A 24,068-nucleotide genomic window follows, 5' to 3' on the forward strand; every position below is an offset into this window, starting at 1 on the left:
CTTCGGGGGCAACAGAGTCGTCGCATCGGATGGAGTTGCTGCGGCGAAGGCTTGTCGCACAAGGACTCTCCGCCGACAGCCGAGCTGAGGCGATCACCGCCCGGCGGGCCGCGGGGCCCGCGGCACTGTCCTCGGCGCAGCGGCGCATGTGGTTCATGCAGCAACTGCAGCCGCACAGCGCGGCCAACAACCTCTGCGTCGGCATCCGGCTGCGCGGCCCGCTCGACACCGCCGCGTTCCACCGCGCCCTGACCGCGACGGTCGCCCGGCACGAGGTCTTGCGCACGACGTACGGGGTCGACGCCGACGGCGCTCCGGTCCAGACCGTCCACGACCAGCCGGTCGCGGTCGCGCTGATGGACTGCGGCGCGTTCCCCGCGCAGGAGCGCGAGTCCATGATCGACGATCTCGCCCGCGGCATCGGATCGCGCGCGTTCGACCTTACGGCCGAACCGCCGCTGTGGATGTCACTGCTCCGAATGGACGCAGCCGAACACGTCCTGCTGCTCGTCGCCCATCACATCGCCTGGGACGACTCCAGTTGGATGCTGTTACTGCGCGAGGTGGCCGAGCGCTACACCGAAAGCACCGACCAGCCCGCGCTGCCCCTGTCCTACGCCGACTACTCCGTCTGGGAGCAGAAGCGGGACTACGGCCAGGCGCTCGACTACTGGCGCGGCAGGCTCGATCCCGCCCCCGAGCCGCTCGCCCTGCCGACCGACTTTCCCCGCGCGGCCGTGCAGTCGGAGTCCGGTGGCCGCCGGGTCCGGGCGCTGCCCGCCGACCTGGCCGAGGCGCTGCCCGCCGTGTGCGGGCGCGAGGGCGTCACGCCCTTCATGCTCCTGCTGGCCGGCTACACCGCCGTGCTGCACCGCTACAGCGGCGCCGACGACATCTGCGTCGGCTCCCCCGTGGTCAACCGGGATCGGCCCGAGCTCGCGGGGCTGATCGGCAACTTCGGCAACATGATCGCGCTGCGCACTGACGTCGCGGGCGAGCCGACCTTCCGCGAACTGCTGCACCGCGTCCGCGAGACGTGCACGGGCGCGTACCCGCACCAGGAACTCCCATTCCACGCCCTGGTCGAGCGGCTGCACCCGCCGCGCACACCGGGGCGGTCGGTGCTGTTCGACACCATGTTCTCGTTGCGCACCCCGATCTTGCGCGGCTTCGAGCTGCCGGGCATCGAGATCAGCGAGCGCCCGGTGTTCAACGGGACCGCCCAGTTCGACCTCGCTCTGGCCGCCGTTCTCGGCGACGAGCCGGGGCTGGAAGTCACCTACCGCACGGAGCTGTTCACCGAGTCCACTATGGACCGCCTGCTGGGACACGTGGAAACCGTGCTGCGCGCGGCGATAGGTGATCCCGACCTCGCGGTGTCGAACCTTCCGCTGCTCACCGAGGCGGAGGCCGAGCGGCTGCTCGCCCGCGACACTTCCGTGGCCGTCCCGGCCAAGACCGTCGCGGAGCTGGTCGCCGAGCAAACCACCCGGGCCCCGAAGGCGACCGCGGTGTCGTGCGCGGGCGAATCCCTGAGCTATCGGGAACTCAACTCGCTCGCGAACCGGCTGGCGCACAAGCTGATCGCCGATGGCGCCGGGCCGGAGCGGTTCGTCGCGGTGGCGCTGCCCCGCTCGGTCGACCTGGTTGTCGCGCTGCTCGCCGTGCTCAAGTCCGGCGCCGCGTACCTGCCGATCGACCCGGACTTCCCGCGCCACCGCATCGACGCGATGCTCACCGACGCCGAGCCCACCTTGGTGCTCGACGACCTCGCCGCCATCCGAGACACCGCCGCCCACCCCGACTCCGACCCTGGCGTCACCGTCCGGCAGGACAACCCGGCGTACGTCATCTACACCTCCGGCTCCACCGGCAAACCCAAAGGCGTCGTCGTGCCGCACGGCGCGCTGACCAACTTCCTGCTCGACATGACCGGCCGGTTCGCCTTCGGCCCGGGGCAGCGGCTGCTCGCGGTCACGACGGTGTCGTTCGACATCGCCGCGCTGGAGCTCTACGCGCCACTGATCAGCGGCGCGGCCGTGGAACTCGCCCCGCGCGAGGCCGTGCTGGACCCGCGGGTGCTCGGCGACCTGATCACCAGCAGCGGCGCCACCGTCATGCAGGCGACGCCGTCCCTGTGGCGGTCCCTTGTGGACAGCAGCCGCAAGCCCTTGCGCGGCTTGCGGATGCTCGTCGGCGGCGAAGCGCTGCCCACCGATCTGGCCGCGCGGATGCGTGGGGTCGCCTCCGATGTCACCAACCTCTATGGACCGACCGAGACCACGATCTGGTCCACCGTGGCCAAGGTCGGCGACCGTCCGCCGGTGATCGGCACGCCGATCGCGAACACCCAGGTGTACGTCCTGGACGCGCACATGCGCCCGGTCCCAATTGGCGTCCCGGGCGACCTCTACATCGCCGGAGACGGCTTAGCGCGCGGCTACCGCGGGCGGGCGGACCTGACCGCCGAACGGTTCGTGGCCGACCCGTTCGGCGTGCCGGGCAGCAGGCTCTACCGAACCGGCGACATCGCCAAGTGGACGGCCAACGGCGAACTGGACTTCCTGGGCCGTGGCGACCACCAGGTCAAGATCCGCGGTTTCCGGATCGAACTAGGCGAGATCGAGACCGTGCTGGCCGGGTGTCCCGGTGTGGCGCGGTCGGTCGTGGTGGCCCATCCGGACGGACAGCGTCTGGTCGGCTACGTCGTTGCGTCGGGGGATGGCGTATCGACTGATGCGGTGCGCGAGCACCTGCGGTCCCGGCTGCCGGACTACATGGTCCCGTCGGCGTTCGTCACGCTGGACGCGTTCCCGGTCACCCCCAACGGAAAGCTCGACCGGGCCGCACTGCCCGCGCCCGAGCCGAAAACTGCCGCCGTGGGTCGTCCGCCGCGCACGCCACGCGAGGAAGTGCTGTGCGGGCTGTTCGCCGAGATCCTCGGCGTGGACTCGGTCGGCATCGACGACGACTTCTTCGCCCTGGGCGGGCATTCCCTTCTGGTCACCCGCCTCGCCCTGCGGATCGAAGCCACCCTGGGTATGCCGGTGGCGATCAAGCAGGTGTTCGACGACCCGACCGTCGCCCGGCTCGCGGAGCGGCTCGGCGACGGCGGCACCCGACGGATCCCACTGCGGCCCGCGGCCCGGCGCGAGCGGATCCCGCTGTCGCACGCGCAGCGGCGTCTGTGGTTCCTGCAGCAGTGGGACGGCTCGGCGACGACCTACAACCTTCCCGTGGTGCTGCGGCTGACCGGCGAGTTGGACACCGACGCGCTGGCCGCCGCGATCGGCGATGTCGTCACCAGACACGAGAGCCTGCGCACGTTGCTGTCCGAAGTGGATGGCGAGCCGTGTCAGGTGGTCGTCCCCGCAGAGGAAGCGCACGTCCCGGTGTCCACCTCAGTCAGCGACGCCGACCGGATCGACGCCGACCTGGCGGAGACTGTCCGCCACCGCTTCGACCTCACCACCGAGCTGCCGCTGCGGGCGCACCTGTTCACCCTCGGCGCGACTGAGCACGTCCTGCTCATGTTGGCCCACCACGTGGCCGGTGACGAGTGGTCGGTGGACCCGCTGACCCGCGATCTGGCCGCCGCGTACGACGCGCGCCGCGCGGGCAAGGACCCGGCGTGGAAGCCGCTTCCCGTGCAGTACGCCGACTACACGCTCTGGCAGCGCGAACTGCTCGGCGCGGCCGAGGACCCGCACAGCGTCGTCTCCCGTCAGGGCACGTACTGGACCAAGACGCTCGCCGGTCTCCCGCAACAGCTTCCGCTGCCCACCGACCGGCCCCGGCCGCCGGTCGCGGGCAACGCGGGCGGCTTCGCCACCTTCGACCTGCCGCCCGAGCTGCACCGCGAGCTGCGGGCGCTGGCCCAGCGGACCGGCACGACCGCGTTCATGGTCCTGCAAGCCGCGTTCGCCGCGCTGCTCACCCGCCTCGGCGCGGGCACCGACATCCCGATCGGCACCCCGGTCGCCGCCCGCCCGGACGAAGCTCTCGGTGACGCCGTCGGGTTCTTCGTCAACACGGTCGTTCTGCGCACCGACACCGGAGGCGACCCGACGTTCACCGAGCTGCTGCGCCGGGTCCGCGAGGTCGACTTGGCCGCGTTCGACCACGCCGACGTCCCGTTCGAGCACCTGGTCGAGCTGCTCAACCCGGTCCGCTCCACCTCGGCGCACCCGCTGTTCCAGGTCGCGCTCGGCTACCAGCGCCGCTCCGCCGCCGGGCCGTCGATGGACGGCCTGGGCACGTCGGTCGAGCTGGTCACCACGGGCACCGCGAAGTTCGACCTCACCGTCGTGGTCACCGAGACCGACGGGGTCGACGGGCTGGCAGCGGGCATCGAGTACCGCGCCGACCTGTTCGACCCGACCACCGCGAGGACCCTCGGCGAGCGGCTGGTCCGGCTGCTGACCGGCGTCCTCGCCGCCCCGGACCGCCGCATCGGCGCCGTGGACATCCTGGCCGAGGACGAGCGCGCCACGATCCTGTCCGTCTGGGGCGACGGCGGCCCGTCCGGGGCACCGTCCACGCTGCCCGCGCTGTTCGCCGAGCAGGTCCGGCTGCGGGGCGACGCGACTGCCGTGGAGTTCGAGGACGACTCGCTGAGCTACGTCGAACTCGACGCGGCCGCCAACCGACTGGCACGCGAGTTGCTCACGCACGGCGCGGGCCCGGAGCGGATCGTCGCGGTCGCGCTGCCGAGGTCGCTGGACCTGATCATCGCGCTGCTCGCGGTCAGCAAGTCCGGTTCGGCGTACCTGGCCCTCGACCCGGACTACCCGGCGGACCGGCTGTCCTACATGGTCGCCGACGCCCACCCGGTCTGCGCGGTCACGACCGGCGACATCGCCGCGAGGCTGCCCAAACTGGCGGCCTTGCCTTGTGTGACACCGGATAGCGGCTCCGACGCCCGCGAGGTGACCGACGCCGACCGGCCGTGCCCGCTCGGGCCGGACAACGCCGCGTACGTCATCTACACCTCCGGTTCGACGGGCCGCCCCAAGGGCGTGGTGGTCCCGCATGAGGGCGTCGCCAAGCTGGTCGCCACGCAGCGCGACCGGCTCGGCTTCGGGCCCGAGCACGCGGTGACGATGTTCTCCTCCCCCAGCTTCGACCTGGCGTTCTGGGAACTCGTCGTCGGCCTGCTCTCCGGCGGTCGGCTGGTCGTGTTCCCGGCCGACCGGCGCGTGCCCGGTCCCGCGCTGGCCGACTACATCCGCGACCACAAGGTCACCCACACGTTCCTGCCGCCGTCGGTGCTGTCCGTGCTGCCCGAGGACGTCAACCTGCCGACCGGCATCCACCTGCTGGTGGGCACCGAGGCCGTGTCGGCGGAGTTGGTGCGCCGCTGGGCGCCGGGCAGGCGGATGGTCAACTGCTACGGCCCGACGGAGACCACGGTCAACGCCACCCTCGGCGAGTGCGACCTCGACGCGATCGCCGCGGCGGCGTCGGTGCCGATCGGCAGGCCCGACCCCGGGATGTTCGGCTACGTGCTCGACGCGGGCCTGCGGCCGGTGCCCGTGGGCGTCGTCGGTGAGCTCTACCTGGCGGGCCACGGTGTCGCTCGCGGCTACCACGGCCAAGGCGCGCTGACCTCGCAGCGGTTTGTGGCGAATCCTTACGGCGCCCCGGGTTCTCGTATGTATCGCACGGGCGACCTCGCGCGGTGGACCCCGGACGGCCGCGTCGACTTCCTCGGCCGCGCCGACGACCAGGTCAAGATCCGCGGGTTCCGCATCGAGCCCGGGGAGATCGCCGCCGTCCTGGTGGGCCACCCGGATGTGGCCGCCGCCGTGGTCATCGCCCGTGAGGACCGCCCCGGCGACAAGCGACTGGTCGCCTACTTGTCAGCCGAACCTGGTTCCGCGCCTGAGGCCTCGCACCTGCGTCGGCACCTCGCCGCCGTGTTGCCGGACTACATGGTGCCCGCGGCGTTCGTCGTGCTGGACGCGCTGCCGACGCTGCCCAACGGCAAGATCGACCGCGGCGCCCTGCCCGCCCCCGACTACTCGACGCCCGCCGGGCGCGGCCCGCGTTCACCACGCGAGGAAGTCCTGTGCGAGCTCTTCGCCGACGTGCTGGGGGTCGAGCGGATCGGGATCGACGACGACTTCTTCGCCCTCGGCGGCCATTCGCTGCTCGCCACGAAGCTCGTCAGCCGGGTCCGGGCCGCCCTCGGCACCGAACTGCCGCTGCGCGCGCTGTTCGAGACGCCGACCGTCGCCCAACTCGCCGAGGTGACCGGGGGCGCCGTCCGGCCGCCGCTGGTCGCCCGCGACGCGGGCCAGGCCGCTCCGCTGTCGTTCGCCCAGCAGCGGCAGTGGTTCCTGCACCAGCTCGAAGGCCCCAGCCCCACCTACACCATCGCCGCCGCGTTCCGGCTCTCCGGAGCGCTCGACGTCGGCGCGCTGCGGTCGGCGCTGGCCGATGTGGCCGACCGGCACGAGGTGCTGCGCACGCTGTACGGCGAGTCCGGCGGCCACGCCGAGCGCGTGGTGCTGACCGCCGTCCGGCCTGCCCTTGATGTCAGCGATGCCATCGAGTCCACTGTGGACGCGCTGTTGACCGCGGCGGCCCGGCGCCCGTTCGACCTCGCAGGCGAGATCCCGCTGCGGGCGAGTCTGTTCACCCTGGACACCGACGTGCACGTGCTGGCGCTGCTGGTACATCACATCGCGGGCGACGGTGCGTCGATCGAGGTGCTGACCCGGGACCTGTCCACGGCGTACACCGCTCGGCTCGCGGGCGAGAGTCCTCAGTGGACTCCCTTGCCGGCCCAGTACACCGATTACGCCGTCTGGCAGCGCGAACTGCTCGGCGACGCCGACGACCCGAGCAGCGAGCAGTCCCGGCAGACCGCGTTCTGGACGGAGACCCTCGCGGACGCGCCGACCGAACTGGCGCTGCCCACCGACCGGCCGCGACCGCCCGTCGCGAGCCACGCGGGCGACCTGATCGGGTTCCGGCTCGACACCGACTCCGCCCGCGCGGTGCGGGCGCTGGCCAACGCGACCGGTGTCAGTCCGTTCATGGTGTTCCACGCCGGTCTCGCCGCCCTGCTGACCCGACTCGGCGCGGGCACCGACCTGCCGATCGGGACCCCGGTCGCCGGGCGCACCGACGAGGCGCTGCGGGACCTGGTCGGGTTCTTCGTCAACACGCTGGTCCTGCGCACGGACACCTCCGGCGACCCGACGTTCACCGAGCTTCTTGGGCGAGTCCGGGCGGCCGACCTCGCCGCGTTCGACCATGCGGACCTGCCGTTCGAGCGACTCGTAGAGCTGCTCAGCCCGCAGCGCTCGCAGGCCCGGCACCCGCTGTTCCAGGTCATGCTGGTGCACAACGACGCGACCGTGGCCCGCCCGACACTGACCGGGATCGACGCACGGCCGGTCGTCGTCGACAGCGGTGTCGCGAAAATGGACCTGACGGTGACGGTTGTCGAGGGGCTCGACGGGGAGGCCATCGAGGGCTTCGTCGAGTACAGCACCGATCTGTTCGACCGCGAGACCGCAGCGGGCATCGCCGACCGCTACGTCCGGCTGCTCACGGACTTGGTTCGTGCCCCCGAAACCCGCGTCGGCGGTGTGGAAGTCCTCACCGCCGACGAGCGGCACGCCGTGCTGGAAGGCTGGAACGACACCGCCCACACGGTGCCCGCGACGACCCTGCCGGAGCTGTTCGCGGCGCAGGCCGCGCGCACGCCGGACGCCACCGCGGTGGTGTTCGAGGGCAGGCACGTGAGCTACGCGGGCGTGGACGCGGCGGCGAACCGCTTGGCACACCTGCTGATCGAGCGCGGTGTCGGCCCAGAGCGGGTCGTCGCCGTCGCGGTCCCCCGGTCGGTGGAGCTGATCGTCGCGCTGTACGCGGTGCACAAGGCCGGTGGCGCGTACCTGCCGATCGACCCGGACTACCCGGCCGACCGGATCGCGTACATGCTCGCCGACGCCGACCCCGCCGTGGTGCTCACCACCGCCGACCTCACGCACGTCCTGCCCTCGGTCGACGCCCCGGTGGTCCTCGATGACGCCGACGTCATCGCCGCGGTCCAGTCCTATCCGGGCACTTCGCCCGCCGTCGCGGTCGACCCCGCCGGTGCCGCGTACATGATCTACACCTCCGGCTCCACCGGCAGGCCCAAGGGTGTAGTCGTCTCGCACGCCGCCATCGTCAACCGGCTGCTCTGGATGCAGGACGCCTACGGCCTGACCGAGGCCGACCGGGTTCTGCAGAAGACGCCGTCGAGCTTCGACGTGTCGGTGTGGGAGTTCTTCTGGCCGCTGCTGACCGGCGCGACGCTGGTGGTCGCCGCGCCCGAGGGGCACAAGGACCCCGAGTACCTCGCCGGGCTCATCCAGTCCGAGGGCGTCACAACCGTCCACTTCGTCCCCACGATGCTGCGCGCCTTCCTGGCCGAGCCGACGGCGGCGGACTGCGTGTCCCTCACCCGGGTCATCTGCAGCGGCGAGGCGCTGCCCGCCGACGCGGTGGCACGCTGCACGGACGTCCTGCCCGGCGCGGAGCTGCACAACCTATACGGGCCAACCGAAGCGGCGGTCGACGTGACCGCGTGGGCCTGCACGGAATCGTCCACTGTGGTCCCGATCGGCCGCCCGGTCTGGAACACCCGGCTGCGCATCCTCGACTCAGGGTTGCGACCGGTCGCGCCTGGGGTCGCCGGTGAGCTGTACCTGACCGGCGTCCAACTGGCCCGGGGCTACCTGGGCAGGCCGGGTCTGACCGCGGAGCGGTTCGTGCCGGACCCGTTCGGGGAACCGGGATCTCGGATGTACCGCACGGGCGACCTGGCCCGCTGGAACCGCGACGGCGCCGTCGAGTACCTCGGCCGGGTCGACAGCCAGGTCAAGCTGCGCGGCTTCCGCATCGAACTCGGCGAGATCGAGCAGGCCCTGCTGGGCCACCCGGCGATCAGCCAGTCCGCTGTAGTGGTGCGCGACGACCGGCTCGTCGGCTACATCGTCGGCACAGTCGTCGGCAGGGTCATCGGAACTGGCGCCGACCTGCGCGAACACGCGGCCCGGCTGCTGCCCGAGCACATGGTGCCCGCCGCGTTCGTCACCCTCGACGCGCTGCCGATCAGCCCCAGCGGCAAGCTCGACCGGGCGAAGCTGCCCGCACCCGACTTCGCCGCCCACGCCGGGAATGACGAGGCGGAGACGCCGCGCGAGCAGTTGCTCTGCGAGCTGTTCGCCGACCTGCTCGGCCTGCCCAGGGTCGGCGCGCACGACGGGTTCTTCGCCCTCGGCGGCGACAGCATCCTGTCGATCCAGCTGGTCAGCCGGGCCCGGGCCGCGGGCCTGGGCATCACCCCGCGTGACGTGTTCGCCCACCAGACGCCTGCCGCGCTGGCCGCGGCCGCCTCGGTGGTGGAGAGCGCCGACCGCGACACCGAGCCCGCCGGGTACGGCGTCGGCCGGGTACCCGCGACTCCGGTGGCGCACTGGCTGCGCGAGCGCGGCGGCCCGATCGAGAAGTTCAGCCAGTCGCTGCTGCTGCGGACCCCCGGCGACCTGGACGAAGCCGGCCTGCGCACGGCATTGCAGGCGGTCCTGGACCGGCACGACGCACTGCGCGCCCGGCTCGACACCGACTGGTCCCTAGACATCGGCGAACCCGGCTCGGTCGCCGCCGCGGACATCCTCACCCGACATGACGTGTCCACTATGGACGAAACCGGGTCGGCCGCCCTGATCGAGACCGAGGCCGCGGCGGCGATCGACCGGCTGCGCCCGACCGAGGGTGTGATGGTCCAGGCGGTCTGGTTCGACGCGGGCCCCGGCCCGCACGGCAGGCTGCTGCTCGTCATCCACCACCTCGTGGTGGACGGCGTGTCCTGGCGCGTCCTGCAACCGGACCTCGTCGACGCCTGGCGCGGCGCCCCACTCCCCGAGGTCCGCACATCGGTACGCCGCTGGGCCGAACGCTCCCACCAGGACGCCGCCCGCCCCACCGATCTCGCCGCCTGGGCCGCCGTCCTAGACCCAACCGCGAGTCGCCCCGCCAGGCAAACGAGTCGCCCCTCCGGGCAAGCGAGTTCACCATTGGAGACACTGGGCGACCGGCCGCTCGACCCGGCCGTCGATGTCGCGTCCACAGTGGAGCGACTGACGCTGCGCCTGGCGAGCGTGCCGACGGCGACGCTGCTGACCAGGCTGCCGGAGCTGTTCCACACCGGCGTGACCGAAATCCTGCTGACCGGTCTCGGTCTCGCCCTGGCCGATTGCCTAGGACACACGGAGTTCCTGGTCGAGCTGGAAGGCCACGGCCGCGACCACGAGCGGCTCGACCTGTCGCGCACGGTCGGCTGGTTCACCAGCGTATACCCGGCCCGGCTCGACGTGACCGGGATCGACCTGCCCAACGCCGCCGTCGGCGGGCGGGCCGCGGGCAAGGCGATCAAGCGGGTCAAGCAGCGGTTGGCCGAGCTGCCCGAGGACACCGCCGGTTTCGGCAGGCTGCGCTACCTCAACCCGGACACCGCCGCGTACCTCGCGGAACTGCCCAGGGCCCAACTGCTGTTCAACTACCTCGGCAGGCTCACCGCCGAGCAGTCACCCACCGCGGACTGGGCCGTCGACCTGCGCCCGCTGCCCGCAGGCGTCGACGACCGCGCCGGGGTGGCTTATCCGTTGGAGCTCAACGTGGTCACGCTCGACCAGGCCGACGGCCCGGTGCTGCAAGCGACCTGGTCGTGGCCGGGCGCGGTGCTGTCCGAGGCCGTCGCGACCCGGTTCGCCGAGCGCTGGTTCGGCTACCTGGAGGCGTTGGCTGCGCACGCCGACGCACCGGACGCGGGCGGGCACACCCCCGCCGACCTGACCCTGGTCGCACTGAGCCAGGACGAGATCGACGAGTTCGAGGCGGACTTCCTGTGAGCACCACGAAAAAGTCGGGCCTGGCGGACATCCTGCCGCTCTCGCCGCTGCAGGAAGGGCTGCTTGTCCAGTCCCAGCTGGAGGAACCGGGGTCGGACGTCTACGTCGTCCAGACGATCCTGACGCTCGACGGTGTCCTCGACGGAAAGGCGCTGCGGGAAGCGGCCCGGTCGCTGCTGACGCGACACCCGAACCTGCGCGCCGCGTTCCGGTACCGGGCCAACGGAACCCCGGTCGCCCTCATCCCGCACACGGCCGAACCCGTGTGGCGCGAGGAGAACCTGACCGGGTCCACGGCCGAGCGGGAAGCCACCGTCGCCCGGGTGGCGGCGGAGGAGAGCGGTGAGCCGTTCGACCTCGGGCAGCCGAAGCTGATCCGCTTCGCCCTGCTCGCCGAGGCACCGGACCGGCACCGACTGGTGATCACCAACCACCACATCGTGCTCGACGGCTGGTCCATGCCGCTGCTCGTCTCCGAGCTGTTCGCCTGCTATGCCCGGACCCCGCTGCCCGCGGTGACCCCGTATCGGGACTACCTGGCTTGGCTCGCCCGCCAGGACCACAACGCCGCCGAGTCCGCCTGGCGCGACGCGATGGCGGGTCTGGACGGCCCGACGCGGGTCGCCCCGGACGCGGGCCCGATCGCGGTCGCCCCACGCAGGCTCAAAGTCGAGCTGTCGGCGGAGCGCACGGCGGAGCTGACCGCGTTCGCCCGTGCCCGCGGCCTGACCCTGAACACGGTCGTCGCCGGGATGTGGGGGCTGCTGCTCACCACGCTGACCGGCCGCGACGACATCGTCTTCGGCACCACCGTGTCCGGGCGCCCGCACGACCTGCCCGGCGTCGAGTCGATGATCGGCTTGTTCATCAACACCGTCCCCGTGCGGCTGCGGCCGCGCCCGGACGAGACGTTCGCCGACCTGCTCACCCGGCTGCAGGCCGAGCAGGCGGACCTGTTGGCATACCAGCACTTGGGCCTCTCGGCGATCCAGAAGCTCGCGGGCGTGGGCGAGATGTTCGACACCCTCGCCGTCTTCGAGAACTACCCGTTCGACGCCGACGGCGTCTTCGAACCAGCGCCTGGCCTGAAGCTGGTCGACGTCGCGGGCGGTGACGCCACGCACTACCCGCTCACCCTCACCGTGCTGCCCGGCGAGCGGCTGCGCTTCGACCTCGGCTACCGGCCGGATGTGTGCGCCGAGCCGGAGGTCCAGGTCATCGCCGCGCGGCTGGAGCGGTTCGTCGACGCTCTCCTGGTCGACCCGGACCAGCCGGTCAGCCTGCTCGACGCGCTCAGCGCGGACGAGCGGCACCGGCTGCTGGTCGAGTGGAACGACACCGCTGGTGACACCGCGGGCCCGCTGCTGCCGGAGATCTTCGCCGAGCAGGCGGAGCGCACCCCGGCCGCGACCGCGCTGGTGGCCGGACCGGTCCGCTGGACGTTCGCCGAGGTCGACCGGCGAGCCAACCAGCTGGCGAACCTGCTGGTGGAAGCCGGTGTGGGGCCGGAGAAGCTGGTCGCCCTGCTGGTGCCCCGCTCGGCCGATCTCATCGTCGCGCTGCTCGCGGTGCACAAGGCGGGCGGCGCGTACGTGCCGATCGACCCCGGCCTGCCCGCCGAGCGCATCAGTTTCCTGCTCGGCACCGCCCGCCCGACGTTCGTGCTGAACGAACTCACGCTGACCCGCGCGCACCGGTACCCCGACACCGCTCCCCCGCTCAGCCTCGACCCGGCGAACCCGGCGTACCTGCTCTACACCTCCGGTTCCACGGGGACTCCGCGCGGAGTGGTGATCGAGCACCGGTCCCTGGCCAACCTCTACCGCGACCACGTGCGCACCCTGTTCTCCCCGCACGCGAGCGAAGTGGGTGGACGCCTGCGGGTGGCGCTGACCTCAGCGCTGTCGTTCGACACGTCGTGGGAAGGCCTGCTGGCACTGGCCGCGGGCCACGAGTTACACCTGATCGACGACGACACCCGCCGCGACCCGCACGCCCTCGTCGACTACGTCGCGGGCGAGCGGGTCGACTTGCTCGACCTCACCCCGTCGTTCGCCCAGGAGGTCGTCGCGGCCGGGCTGCTCACCGACCCCCGACACCGACCCAGGGTGCTCATGCTCGGCGGCGAGCCGGTCGGACCCGCGCTGTGGACCGAGGTGCGCGACGCGCCGGACACCTTGGGCTACAACTACTACGGGCCCACCGAGTGCACTGTGGACACTCTGGCCTGCGCGCTGGCCGACGCCGAGTCCCCGACCGTCGGCAGGCCGCTGACGAACACCCGCGCCTACGTCCTCGACGGCTGGCTGCGGCCGGTCCCGCCGGGCACGGTCGGCGAGCTGTACCTGGCCGGCACGCCACTGGCCCGCGGCTACGCCTGCCTTCCCGGGCACACCGCCCAGTGGTTCGTCGCCGACCCGTTCGGGCAGCCCGGTCAACGCATGTACCGCACCGGCGACCTCGCGCGGTGGCAGGACAACGGCACGCTCGACTATGTCGGCCGGGCCGACGACCAGGTCAAGATCGGCGAGTTCCGGATCGAGCCCGGCGAGATCGAAGCCGCGCTCGACGCCCACCCCAGCGTCGCACGGTCGGCCGTCACCGCCGGCGGCACCAGCTTGGTCGGGTACCTGGTTCCCAACGGCGCCATCGACATCGAAACCGTGCGCGCGTACCTCGCGGCACGGCTGCCCGACTACCTGGTCCCGCCGACCTTCGTCGTGCTGGACACGCTTCCCCTGACCACCAATGGGAAGCTGGACACCGCCGCGCTGCCCGATCCGGAGCACGCCGCCCGCGAGGTGGCGCAGCCGATCACTGACGCCGAACGGATCCTGTGCGAGGTCTACGCCGAAGTCCTCGGCATGCGGGCTGTGTGTGTGGACGACAACTTCTTCACCCTCGGCGGCGACAGCATCCTGTCCATCCAGGTCGTCAGCCGGGCCCGGGCCGCCGGTCTGCTGATCCGGCCGCGCGACGTCTTCGGGCAGCGCACGCCCCGGGCGCTGGCCGCGGTCGCCCGCTCGGCCGACGCCCCCGAGGCGCGGCGCACGGAGGACCCCGACGCGGGTATCGGCGCGGTGCCGCTGACCCCGATCATGCACGCGCTGCTCGCGGTGCCCGGGTCAATCGACCAGGTGCACCAGTCCGTCGTGCTGCGCACCCCCGCCGACCTGGCCCTGTCCACGCTGACCGCCGCCGCGACCGGGCTGCTCGACCGGCACGACCTGCTGCGCGCCAAGCTGCGCCGCGACATCGTCGGCCAGTGGGCCCTGGACGTCCCGCCTCGCGGGGTGACGCCCGCGGTGTCGCGGGTGGACGCCACCGGGTCGGACCTGGACGCGCTGGTCGCGAAGGTCGCCGCGGAGCAGGCCGCGCTGCTCGCGCCGGCGAACGGCGTGATGGTCCGGTTCGTGTGGTTCGACCGCGGGCCCGACCACGACGGCAGGCTGCTCGTGCTCGCCCACCATCTCGTCGTCGACGGGGTGTCCTGGCGCATCCTCGTGCCGGAACTGGCCGCCGCGTGCGGGCACGGCACAGCCGAGCCGCAGCAGACCACGTCCTTCTGGCGCTGGGCGCGACTGCTCAACACCCAGGCGAGCGCGCCCGCCGTGCTGGCCGACCTTCCACACTGGCAGCAAACGCTTGCGCAGCCCGAGGACCCGATCGGCTCGCGGCCACTCGACCCGGCCCGCGACACACTGGACACCGCCGGTCTCCTGACCCGTGCCCTACCCGCGCGGCTCCTCGGCGAGACTGCGAACCGCTACCGGGCCTCGGTTCCCGAACTGCTGCTCGCCGCACTCACGCTCAGCGTCGGGCGGTCGTCGCTGTTGGTCGACCTCGAAGGGCACGGCCGCGACGAGGAGTTCGTCGCCGAACCCGTCGACCTGTCCCGGACCGTCGGCTGGTTCACCAGCCAGTACCCGGTCCGGCTCGACGCGGCGGGCGACCCGGGTCAGGTTGTCCGGCTGGTGAAGGAATCGCTGCGTGCGGTGCCGCACAACGGCCTCAGCTACGGCGTGCTGCGCCACCTGAACCCGGTGACGGCGTCCGCGCTGGCCGACCTCGCCAAGCCGCAGGTCGAGTTCAACTACCTGGGCAGGCTCGGCGGCGCCGAGACCGGCCCGTTCGCGCCCGCAGACACGGACGCGCTGCTGGGTGGCGCGTCCGTCGGCTCCGCGCCCCTGTCACACGCGCTGGCGGTCAACGCGGCGGTGCGTGACACCGCCGAGGGGCCGGAACTGCTCGCGCACTGGACGTGGGCATCCGGTGTGCTCAGCGAAGCCGAGGCGGCCGACCTCGCCGACGGCTGGATCGCCGCGCTTGACGCACTGGTCCACGCCGACGCGGGCGGCCTCACCCCGTCGGACGTCCCGCTCGTCTCCGTGACCCAGGACCAACTCGACGCGCTCGGCCCGGCCGCGGACGTGCTGCCGGTGACACCGCTGCAGGCGGGCCTGCTGTTCCACTCGATGGCCGCGGGCGAGTCCGACGGCATCGACGTCTACACCGTGCAGGACCTCATCGACCTGGAAGGCCCGCTCGACTTGGTCCGGCTGCGGGGTGCGGCCGAGGGGCTGCTGACCCGGCATCCCAACCTGCGCGCGGGTTTCCGCCAGGCCGGTCAGCTGGTGCAAGTCATCCCGGTCGCCGCCGACTTGCCGTGGCGCGAGATCGACCTTTCACACCTCGACCCGGCAGGCAGGCAGGCCGAGTCCGACCGGCTCGCCGTCGAGGAACGCGACCGCCGGTTCGACGTCACCGCCCCGCCGCTGCTGCGGTTCCTGGTGCTGCGACTGGGATCCGACCAGCACCGGATCGTGTTCACCTGCCACCACGTCGTGCTCGACGGCTGGTCCACCCAACTGCTCGCCCAGGACCTTTTCGCGCTCTACCAAGGCGGGCCGATGCCCACCGCCGCGCCGTACCGCGACTACCTGGCGTGGCTCGACGCCCAGGACGCCGACGCGGGTCGCGAGGCGTGGCGCAAGGCGCTGGCCGGACTGGAGCAGCCGACCCGGCTGGTCGCCAAGACCGTGCGCGGCGGCTCCACCGAGCGCACCCGGGTCAGCACCCGGCTTTCGGCATCGTTGACCGCGCGGCTCGCGGAGGTGGCGCGGACGACCGGCGTCACCCAGAACACCGTGCTGCAGGCGGCTTGGGGGCTCGTGCTCGCCCAGCTCACCGGGCGCGACGACGTGGTGTTCGGCCAGACCGTGTCCGGCAGGCCCGCCGAGCTGCCCGGCGCGGAGGCCATGGTCGGCCTGATGATCAACACCGTTCCGGTGCGGATCGCCTTGCGGGCAGGCGAAAGCGTCGAAGGACTGCTCAGCCGGATCGCCGACGAGCAGGCCGTATTGATGGCGCACCACCACGTCGGGCTGGCCGACATCCAGCGTGCGGCGGGGTCCGGGCAGCTGTTCGACTCGCTGGTGGTGTTCGAGAACTTCCCGGTCGACGAGCAGACCCGGATCGAGCCCGCGCCGGGCCTGCGGGTCACCGCCGCCGAGGGCATCGACGCCACGCATTACCCGCTGACCCTGGCCGTGCTGCCGGGCGCCGAACTGGACCTGCACCTGGAGTACCACCCGGAGTGCTTCGACCGCGACGGCACCCAGCGGGTCCTCGACCGGTTCCTGCGCGTCCTCGACGGGCTCCTCGTCGACCCGTCGATCCGGGTCGCCGCAGTGGATCCGCTGACCGATGCCGAGCGCGAACAGGTGCTCCGGACATGGAACGACACCGCGCTCGACGTGCCGCGCGATGCCACCCTGCCCAGCCTGTTCGCCGACGCGGTCGCCCGCGACCCGGAAGGCGTCGCACTGGTGGCACAGGGCACCCGGCTGACCTTCGCCGAGCTGGACGCGGCGGCCAGCCGGCTCGCCAATGCCCTTGTCGCCCAAGGGGTCGGGCCGGAGAAGATCGTCGCGCTGCTGCTCCCCCGGACCGCCGAGTTCGTGGTGGCGATGCTCGCGGTCCTCAAGGCGGGCGGCGCATACCTGCCGATCGACCCGGCGTATCCGGCCGCGCGGATCACGGCCACGATCGCCGACGCCGACCCGCACCTGGTGATCAGCATGGCCGCCGTCGCCGACGTGCTCGGGGAGACGCCTCGGTTGCTGCTCGACGAGCAGACCTTCGACGCCTTCCCGGACACCGCTCCTGAGGTCGATCTGGATCCCCGACACCCCGCGTACGTGATCTACACGTCCGGCTCGACCGGCGTGCCCAAAGGCGTGGTGGTCACCCATGCCAGCGTGGTCAACCTGTTCCACAGCCACCGGGAGACGCTCTACAAGCCCACCGTCGCCGCGGCGGGCGGGCGCACGCTGCGGGTCGGGCACACCTGGTCGTTCGCGTTCGACGCGTCCTGGCAGCCGCAGTTGTGGCTGCTCGACGGGCACGCCCTGCACATCGTCACCGAGGAGACCCTGCGCGACCCCGCCGTGCTCACCGAGCAGGTTCGCACGGAGCGGCTCGACTTCATCGAGGTCAGCCCGTCGCTGGCGGTCGCGCTCGCCGACGCGGGCCTGATCAGCGACGGCGAGTGCCCGCTGCTGGCGCTCGGCGTCGGTGGCGAGGCGGTGCCGCCGGCGTTCTGGCGGACGATGCGGTCGCTGCGGAACATCCAGTGCTACAACCTCTACGGCCCCACCGAGACCACAGTGGACGCCCTCGCGGCGCGCGCGGCGGACAGTGACACCCCGCTCGTCGGCACGCCCACCGCCAACACCAGCGCGTACGTCCTCGACGCGTTCCTGCGACCGGTCGCTCCGGGGGTCGCCGGTGAGCTGTACCTCGGCGGCGCGGGCCTGGCGCGGGGCTACCTGCGCCGGGAAAGCCTCACCGCCGAACGGTTCGTCGCCGACCCGTTCGGCCCGGCCGGGTCCCGCATGTACCGCACCGGGGACCTGGTGCGGTGGACCGGAAACGGCAAGATCGACTACCTGGGCCGGGTCGACGAGCAGGTCAAGGTGCGCGGCTTCCGGGTCGAGTTGGGCGAGATCGCCGCGGCCCTGTCGGCGCACCCACAGGTGGCGCAGGCCGTGGTCACCCAGATCGCGGGCAGGCTCGTCGCGCACGTCGTACCGTCCACAGTGGACAAACTCGTCGGGTTGCGCGAGTTCCTCGGCGAACGGCTGCCCGACTACATGGTGCCCGCCGCGTTCGTCGTGCTCGACGCCCTGCCGCTGACCCCGCACGGCAAGGTCGACCGGGCCGCGCTGCCCGCGCCGGAATTCACCACGACCGTGGGCCGGGAACCGCGCACACTCACCGAGAAGATCCTCTGCGGGCTGTTCGCCGACGTCCTCGAAGTCCCGTCCGTCGCCGTCGACGACGACTTCTTCGCCCTCGGCGGCCACTCCCTGCTGATCGTCGCGCTGCGCAACCGAATCACCGAGGAATTCGGCAGGTCGGTCCCGGTCGCCGAACTGTTCGCCCACCCCACACCCGAACTGTTGGCCAAACACTGGGCCGCCGCTGCAATCTCACTGGAAAGGAACGAACCATGACCAACCCGTTCGAGAACCCCGACGGCACGTACCTGGCGCTGGTCAACGACGAGGGCCAGCACTCGCTGTGGCCCGAGTTCGCCGACGTCCCCGCCGGCTGGACGGCCGCGTTCGGCCCGGACACCAGGCAGGCCTGCCTGGACCACATCAGCGCGAACTGGACCGACATGCGGCCCAAGAGCCTGATCGAGGCGATGGGCGAATGAACACCGCCGAACTGGCGGACCCGCCCCTCGAACGGTCGGTCGACGGGCGCCCGCTCTACTCGCTGCACCCGGCCCGCCGGGGTGAGGACCCGGGTCCGCTGCCCGAGGGTGTCGGACTGGTGCTGTCCCGGTTCGCGGTCATCCACCGCGAGGGCACGGCCCTGCTGGTCGAGTCCCCGCGCGCCTGGTGCGATCTGCGGGTGCACGATCCGGCTGTCCTCGCGGTGATCGGCGCGCTTTCCACGCCGCTGCGGTTCTCGGCGCTGCCGGAGGTCCTGCCCGCCGAGGCGACCGAACTGCTGATCGCCGACCTATGGCGGGCACGGCTGGTCGTGGCCTACGGCGCGGAGGAGGAGACGGAGCTGCGGTTGCGCCAGTGGAGCCCGTTCGAACTGTGGCTGCACAACCGGAGCAGGCTCGGCGAGTCCGGCGGCTTCAACGCGTCCTGGGGCCTGACCGCCTGGGCCGACGGCACCTTCCGCCCGCTGCCCGCGCGTCCAGAGCCCTACCCCGGCACGCCGGTCGACCTGTTCCGGCCGGACCTGGACGCGTTGCGTCGCAACGATCCCAGCCTGACCGCCGTGCTCGAAGACCGGCGCTCGATCCGCGAGCACGACGACAGCACCCCGCTGACCGTCGACCAGCTCGGCGAGTTCCTGTTCCGCTGCACACGAGTCCGCGGCACCCACCTGCTCGACGGCATCGAGCACGTCGACCGCCCGTACCCCTCCGGCGGCGCGCTGCACGAGCTGGAGATCTACCCGGTGGTCCGCTCGGTCGACGGGCTGGAGCCCGGGATGTACCACTACGACGGCCACACCCACCAGCTTCGGCCGGTGTGCGGGGAAAACGACGCGACCAAGACCCTGATCATGGCCGCCGAGCTGGCCACCGGCGCGCAGAGCCCGCAGCTGGTCTTCGTCGTCGCCGCCCGCTTCGGCAGGCTGCTGTGGAAGTACGAGGCCATGGGCTACGCGGCGATCCTCAAGGACGTCGGCGTGCTCTACCAGGTCATGTACTCCGTCGCCACGGCGATGGGCCTGGCCGCGTGCGCGATCGGCGGCGGCCACGCCGAGGTGTTCACCGCGGCGACCGGCCGGGACTACTTCACCGAGGGCGCCGTCGGCGAGTTCATGCTCGGCAGTGTCGCTCAGGGCGCCGCCCAGGAGTCCACACAGGAAAACGGAGCAGCAGCAGGTGTTTGACGCATTCCCGACGGTCGAACCCGCGCCGAACGCGCGGTTCGAGCCGTTCCCCGTCACCGACCAGCAGCACGCCTACCTCGTCGGCCGGACCGGTGAGTTCGAGCTGGGCAACGTGTCCACCCACGCGTACTACGAGTACGAGGGCGAACTCGACCTGGACCGGTTCGCCCGCGCGTGGCAGCGGGTCGTCGAGCGGCACGACATGCTGCGCGCGGTCCTGCTGCCCGACAGCGAGCAGCAGGTGATCCTCGTCGACGTGCCGCCGTTCGCGCCCGAGGTCATCGACCTGCGTGGCCTGGGCGAGGACGAGGTGTCCGCGCGGCTGACCTCACTGCGCGACCGGATGTCGCACGAGGTTCGACCCGCCGACCAGTACCCGCTGTTCGGGGTCGTCGTCAGCAGGCTCGACGATGCGCGGGCCCGGGTGCACATCAGCTTCGACGGGCTCACCCTGGACTACCTGAGCTGGCAGCTGCTCGTCGCCGACCTGACCCGGTTCTACGCCGACCCGGACCTGCGGCTCGACCCGCTCGACCTCACCTTCCGCGACTACGTCCACACCCAGCGGGCGTTAAAGGACACCGAGTCCTACCGCCGCGCCGACAAGTACTGGCGCGACCGGGTCGAGGACCTGCCGGAGTCGCCGCGGCTGCCGATCGGCACCGACCCCGCGACCCTCTCCCACCCGCGCTGGACCAGCCGCGCGGGCACGCTCGACGCCGAGCCGTGGCACGCCCTCAAGGCGCTGGCCGGGCAGGCCGGGCTCACCCCGACCGCCCTCGTGCTGGCCGCGTTCGCCGAGGTGCTGGCGGTGTGGTCCGAGGAACCGCGGTTCACCATCAACGTGCCGCGGATGAACCGGCTGCCGCTGCACCCGCAGGCCAACGAGATCCTCGGCGAGTTCGCGTCGTTCTCGCTGCTGGCCGTCGACCACGACGGTTCGGCGCCGTTCACCCAGCGGGCCAAGGCCGTGCAGCGGCAGCTGTGGACGGACCTGGCGCACCAGCAGGTCAGCGGCGTGCAGGTGCTGCGCGAGCTGAGCCGGGTCCGCGGCGGCATCCACCGCGCGGCCATGCCGGTGGTGCTGACCAGCACGCTCGGTTTCGACGCCGGACCCGCTCCCCTGCTCGGCGGCCAGATCGAGCGGGTGTTCGCGATCTCGCAGACCCCGCAGGTGTACCTCGACGTGCAGATCGAGGAGTCCCCCTCCGGCGCGATGACCTACAACTGGGACAGCGTCGACGGGATCTTCCCGGCCGACCTGATCGCCGACGCGTTCGCCGCGTTCGGCAAGTTGCTGTCCCGGCTGACCGACCCGGACAGCTGGTCGGCGACCGACTTCACGCTCGCGGCTTCCGGTCCGCTCGCCGGTGCGGACCGCCCGGTGCCCGAGATGTTGGTGCAGCGGCTTTTCCTGGACCAGGCCGAGCAGCGACCCGACGAGGTCGCCGTGATCACCTCCGACGGATCCCTGACGTACCGGGAAGTGCGGTCGCGGGCATGGCAGGTCGCCCACTGGCTGTGCGAGCACGGCGCGTGCACCGAGACCCCGGTGGCGGTCGTGCTGGACAAGGGCTGGGAACAGGTGGTGGCGGCCTACGGCTCGCTGTTCGCCGGGTCGCCCTACCTGCCGGTGGACGCCGCGCTGCCGCCCGCGCGGATCTCCAGCCTGCTTGACACGGCGGGTGTTTCGCTGGTACTGACCAGAAGCGGCCTCTACGAGTCCCTTATGGACAGTGTCGGGGCGCGGCCGGTGCTGTGCGTCGACGACGCGGGAGATCTGCCGGACACGCCACTCGACGCCGCCCAGACGCCGTCGGACCTCGCCTACGTGCTGTTTACCTCCGGCTCCACCGGCACGCCCAAGGGCGCGATGATCGAGCACGCGGGCATGGTCAACTGCCTGCGCGACACCATCGATACATTTGGCATCGGGTCGGGCGACCGCGCTTTGGCCGTGACCGCGCTGCACCACGACATGTCGACATTCGACGTCTTCGGCGTGCTGGGCGTGGGCGGCGCGATCGTGATCCCGGACGCGGTCCGCGCCCGCGACGCCGAGCACTGGGCCGACCTGATCGCCGAACACGGCGTCACCGTGTGGAACTCGGTGCCCGCCATGATGGAGATGCTCCTGGAGACGGGCCCGGTGCCATCGTCGCTGCGGCTGGCTTTCCTCGGCGGCGACTGGATTCCGCTGCGGCTGGCCGCCGAGCTGTCATCGAGCCTGCGCCTGGTGTCGGTGGGCGGGCCGACCGAGACGACGCTGTGGAACATCTGGCACCCGGTCGAGGAGTTCGACGAGTCGTGGCGCAGCGTCCCGTATGGCGTGCCGATCGCGAACACGCGCTACCACATCCTCGACCCGTGGCGGCGCACTCGGCCCGCGGGGGTGGCGGGTGAGCTGTACTGCGTCGGACCCGGTGTCGCCCGCGGCTATCTCGGCGACCCGGAACGCACCTCGCAGTCCTTTGTGGAGCATGATGGAGAGCGGCTCTACCGGACCGGTGACCGCGGGCGACTGCTGCCGGGCGGGGTGATCGAGTTCGCCGGACGCGCGGACACGCAGGTGAAGATCCGCGGGCAACGCGTCGAACTCGGCGAGATCGAGGCGGCCCTCGGCGCGGTCCCCGGGGTGCGCGACGCCGTCGCCACCGCCGTGCCGCACGCGGACCGGCCCGGATACCGCGCTCTGGCCGCGCATGCCGTCGGCGAGTCGCTCGACGCCGAGGAGATCCGCCGAGCGCTGTCGGCGCGGCTCCCCGCGCACATGGTGCCCGCGACGGTGACGGTCCACGACCAGTTCCCGTTGACGCGCAACGGAAAGGTCGACCGGGCCGCGCTCGCGTCGGCCGAGGCGACCGCCGCAAAGCCGGTCGACGACCGCGAGGTGAGCCCGCTCGAAGAGGTCATCGCCGAGGTGTGGGCGGACGTGCTGGAGGTCGAGCGGGTAGGTGTCACCGACGACTTCTTCGCCCTGGGCGGGGATTCGCTGCTCGCCACCCGGATCGTCGCCCGGCTGCGCGAGGCGCTGGACACGCCGGGTCTCGGTCTGCTGTCGGTGCTGTCAACCGTGACCGTCCGCCAACTCGCCGCCGCGATGACAGCCGACCAGGAGCAGCCGGGCCGGATCGAGCAGGTCGCCGAGCTGTACCTGGAGATCTCGCGGATGCCGGAGGAGGACGTCGAAGCGGAGCTGATGCGCCGATGACGATCTTCCGCGGCGACTGGGTTCGCTGCTACCGACCAAGGCCGTACGCGACCCGACGGCTGATCTGCTTCCCGCACGCGGCGGGCGGCGCCGGGTTCTACCGGCAGTGGGTGGACACGCTGCCCGCCGACGTCGAACTGTGGGCGGCGCAGTACCCGGGCCGCGAGGACCGTTTCACCGAGCCGTGCGTGCCGGACATGGACCAACTGGCCGATCAGATCGCCGACGCGATCGCGCCGGTGCTCGACCTGCCGACGGCCGTGTTCGGGCACAGCATGGGCGCGGCCGTCGGCTACGAGGTCACCAAGCGGCTGCTGGCCCGACGGGCTCCCGTTGACCGGCTGTTCGTCTCCGCACGGCCTGCGCCGTCGCACCAGCGGACCACCCGGACCGAGGTGTACCTGCGCGACGATGACGGAATCGTCGCGGAACTGGCGACGCTGCGTGGGTCTGGCGTCGCCGTGCTCGACCAGCCGGAGCTGCGCGAACTCGTGCTTCCCATGGTCCGCAACGACTTCCGGCTGATCGAGACGTACCGCCCGGCTCCCGCCGACCCGTTGCCCGTCCCGATCTTCGCGCTCGCGGGCGCCGACGACCCGCGGATGACCGTGGCGCAGGCGGCGGACTGGGCCGAGGCGACCGACGCCGGGTTCGGCCTGGAAGTGTTCCCCGGCGGGCACTTCTACCTGGAGCCGCACCGCGTCCAGGTGATCGACACCGTGATCAAGCAGATGACCACCCCAGCCAGTGAGGAGAAAGCCATGACGACCCCGGATGAGCTGACCGTGGACGGAATCCGCGCGTCGGTCGCGGAGATGCTGGCCATCGACGTGGACCGCGTCGGCCCAGAGGACAACCTGCTCATGCTGGGCATCGACTCGATCAAGCTCATGGGCCTGGCGAGCCGCTGGCAGCGCCACGGCGTCGAGGTGCCGTTCGTCGACCTGGCGGAGAACCCGACGGCGGCCCACTGGTCGAAGCTGCTGAGCGGAGCGGCCTAGTCTTCCGAGCCTGAC

6 protein-coding genes are annotated in these 24,068 nt (G+C 71.9%); all 6 read left to right on the forward strand.

Features of this window, described 5'->3' with window-relative positions:
• Positions 1-29 precede the first annotated feature (29 nt).
• Genes ACUZ2Y_RS12630 through ACUZ2Y_RS12655 form a run of 6 tightly spaced genes read left to right on the forward strand, consistent with a single transcriptional unit; the run spans position 30 to position 24,053 of the window.
• On the forward strand, positions 30-10,913 hold the full coding sequence (locus ACUZ2Y_RS12630) for a non-ribosomal peptide synthetase (protein WP_476330260.1): 10,884 nt from the start codon (positions 30-32) through the stop codon (positions 10,911-10,913).
• The gene (locus ACUZ2Y_RS12635) at positions 10,910-18,430 is read left to right on the forward strand and encodes an amino acid adenylation domain-containing protein (protein ID WP_476330263.1); all 7,521 of its coding nucleotides are present in this window, start codon (positions 10,910-10,912) and stop codon (positions 18,428-18,430) included. Before ACUZ2Y_RS12630 ends, ACUZ2Y_RS12635 begins: the two co-directional genes overlap by 4 nt.
• Positions 18,427-18,636 (forward strand): MbtH family protein, encoded by a 210-nt coding sequence (locus tag ACUZ2Y_RS12640; RefSeq protein ID WP_476330266.1) that lies wholly within the window; start codon positions 18,427-18,429, stop codon positions 18,634-18,636. The genes ACUZ2Y_RS12635 and ACUZ2Y_RS12640 overlap by 4 nt, the downstream gene beginning before the upstream one ends.
• On the forward strand, positions 18,633-19,841 hold the full coding sequence (locus ACUZ2Y_RS12645) for a SagB family peptide dehydrogenase (protein ID WP_476330268.1): 1,209 nt from the start codon (positions 18,633-18,635) through the stop codon (positions 19,839-19,841). The genes ACUZ2Y_RS12640 and ACUZ2Y_RS12645 overlap by 4 nt, the downstream gene beginning before the upstream one ends.
• Positions 19,834-23,052, forward strand: a complete 3,219-nt coding sequence (locus tag ACUZ2Y_RS12650) for a non-ribosomal peptide synthetase (protein WP_476330271.1) — start codon at positions 19,834-19,836, stop codon at positions 23,050-23,052. The genes ACUZ2Y_RS12645 and ACUZ2Y_RS12650 overlap by 8 nt, the downstream gene beginning before the upstream one ends.
• Positions 23,049-24,053, forward strand: coding sequence for an alpha/beta fold hydrolase (locus tag ACUZ2Y_RS12655; protein ID WP_476330273.1), 1,005 nt, complete (start codon positions 23,049-23,051; stop codon positions 24,051-24,053). The genes ACUZ2Y_RS12650 and ACUZ2Y_RS12655 overlap by 4 nt, the downstream gene beginning before the upstream one ends.
• Positions 24,054-24,068 lie beyond the last annotated feature (15 nt).

It is taken from the genome of Actinokineospora sp. UV203 (assembly GCF_056323665.1).

Excerpts from the sequence above, each read along its gene's own strand:
- ACUZ2Y_RS12630 (WP_476330260.1), top strand. The coding sequence starts at position 30 with ATGGAGTTGCTGCGGCGAAGGCTTGTCGCACAAGGACTCTCCGCCGAC.
- ACUZ2Y_RS12640 (WP_476330266.1), top strand. The coding sequence starts at position 18,427 with ATGACCAACCCGTTCGAGAACCCCGACGGCACGTACCTGGCGCTGGTC.
- ACUZ2Y_RS12645 (WP_476330268.1), top strand. The coding sequence starts at position 18,633 with ATGAACACCGCCGAACTGGCGGACCCGCCCCTCGAACGGTCGGTCGAC.
- ACUZ2Y_RS12655 (WP_476330273.1), top strand. The coding sequence starts at position 23,049 with ATGACGATCTTCCGCGGCGACTGGGTTCGCTGCTACCGACCAAGGCCG.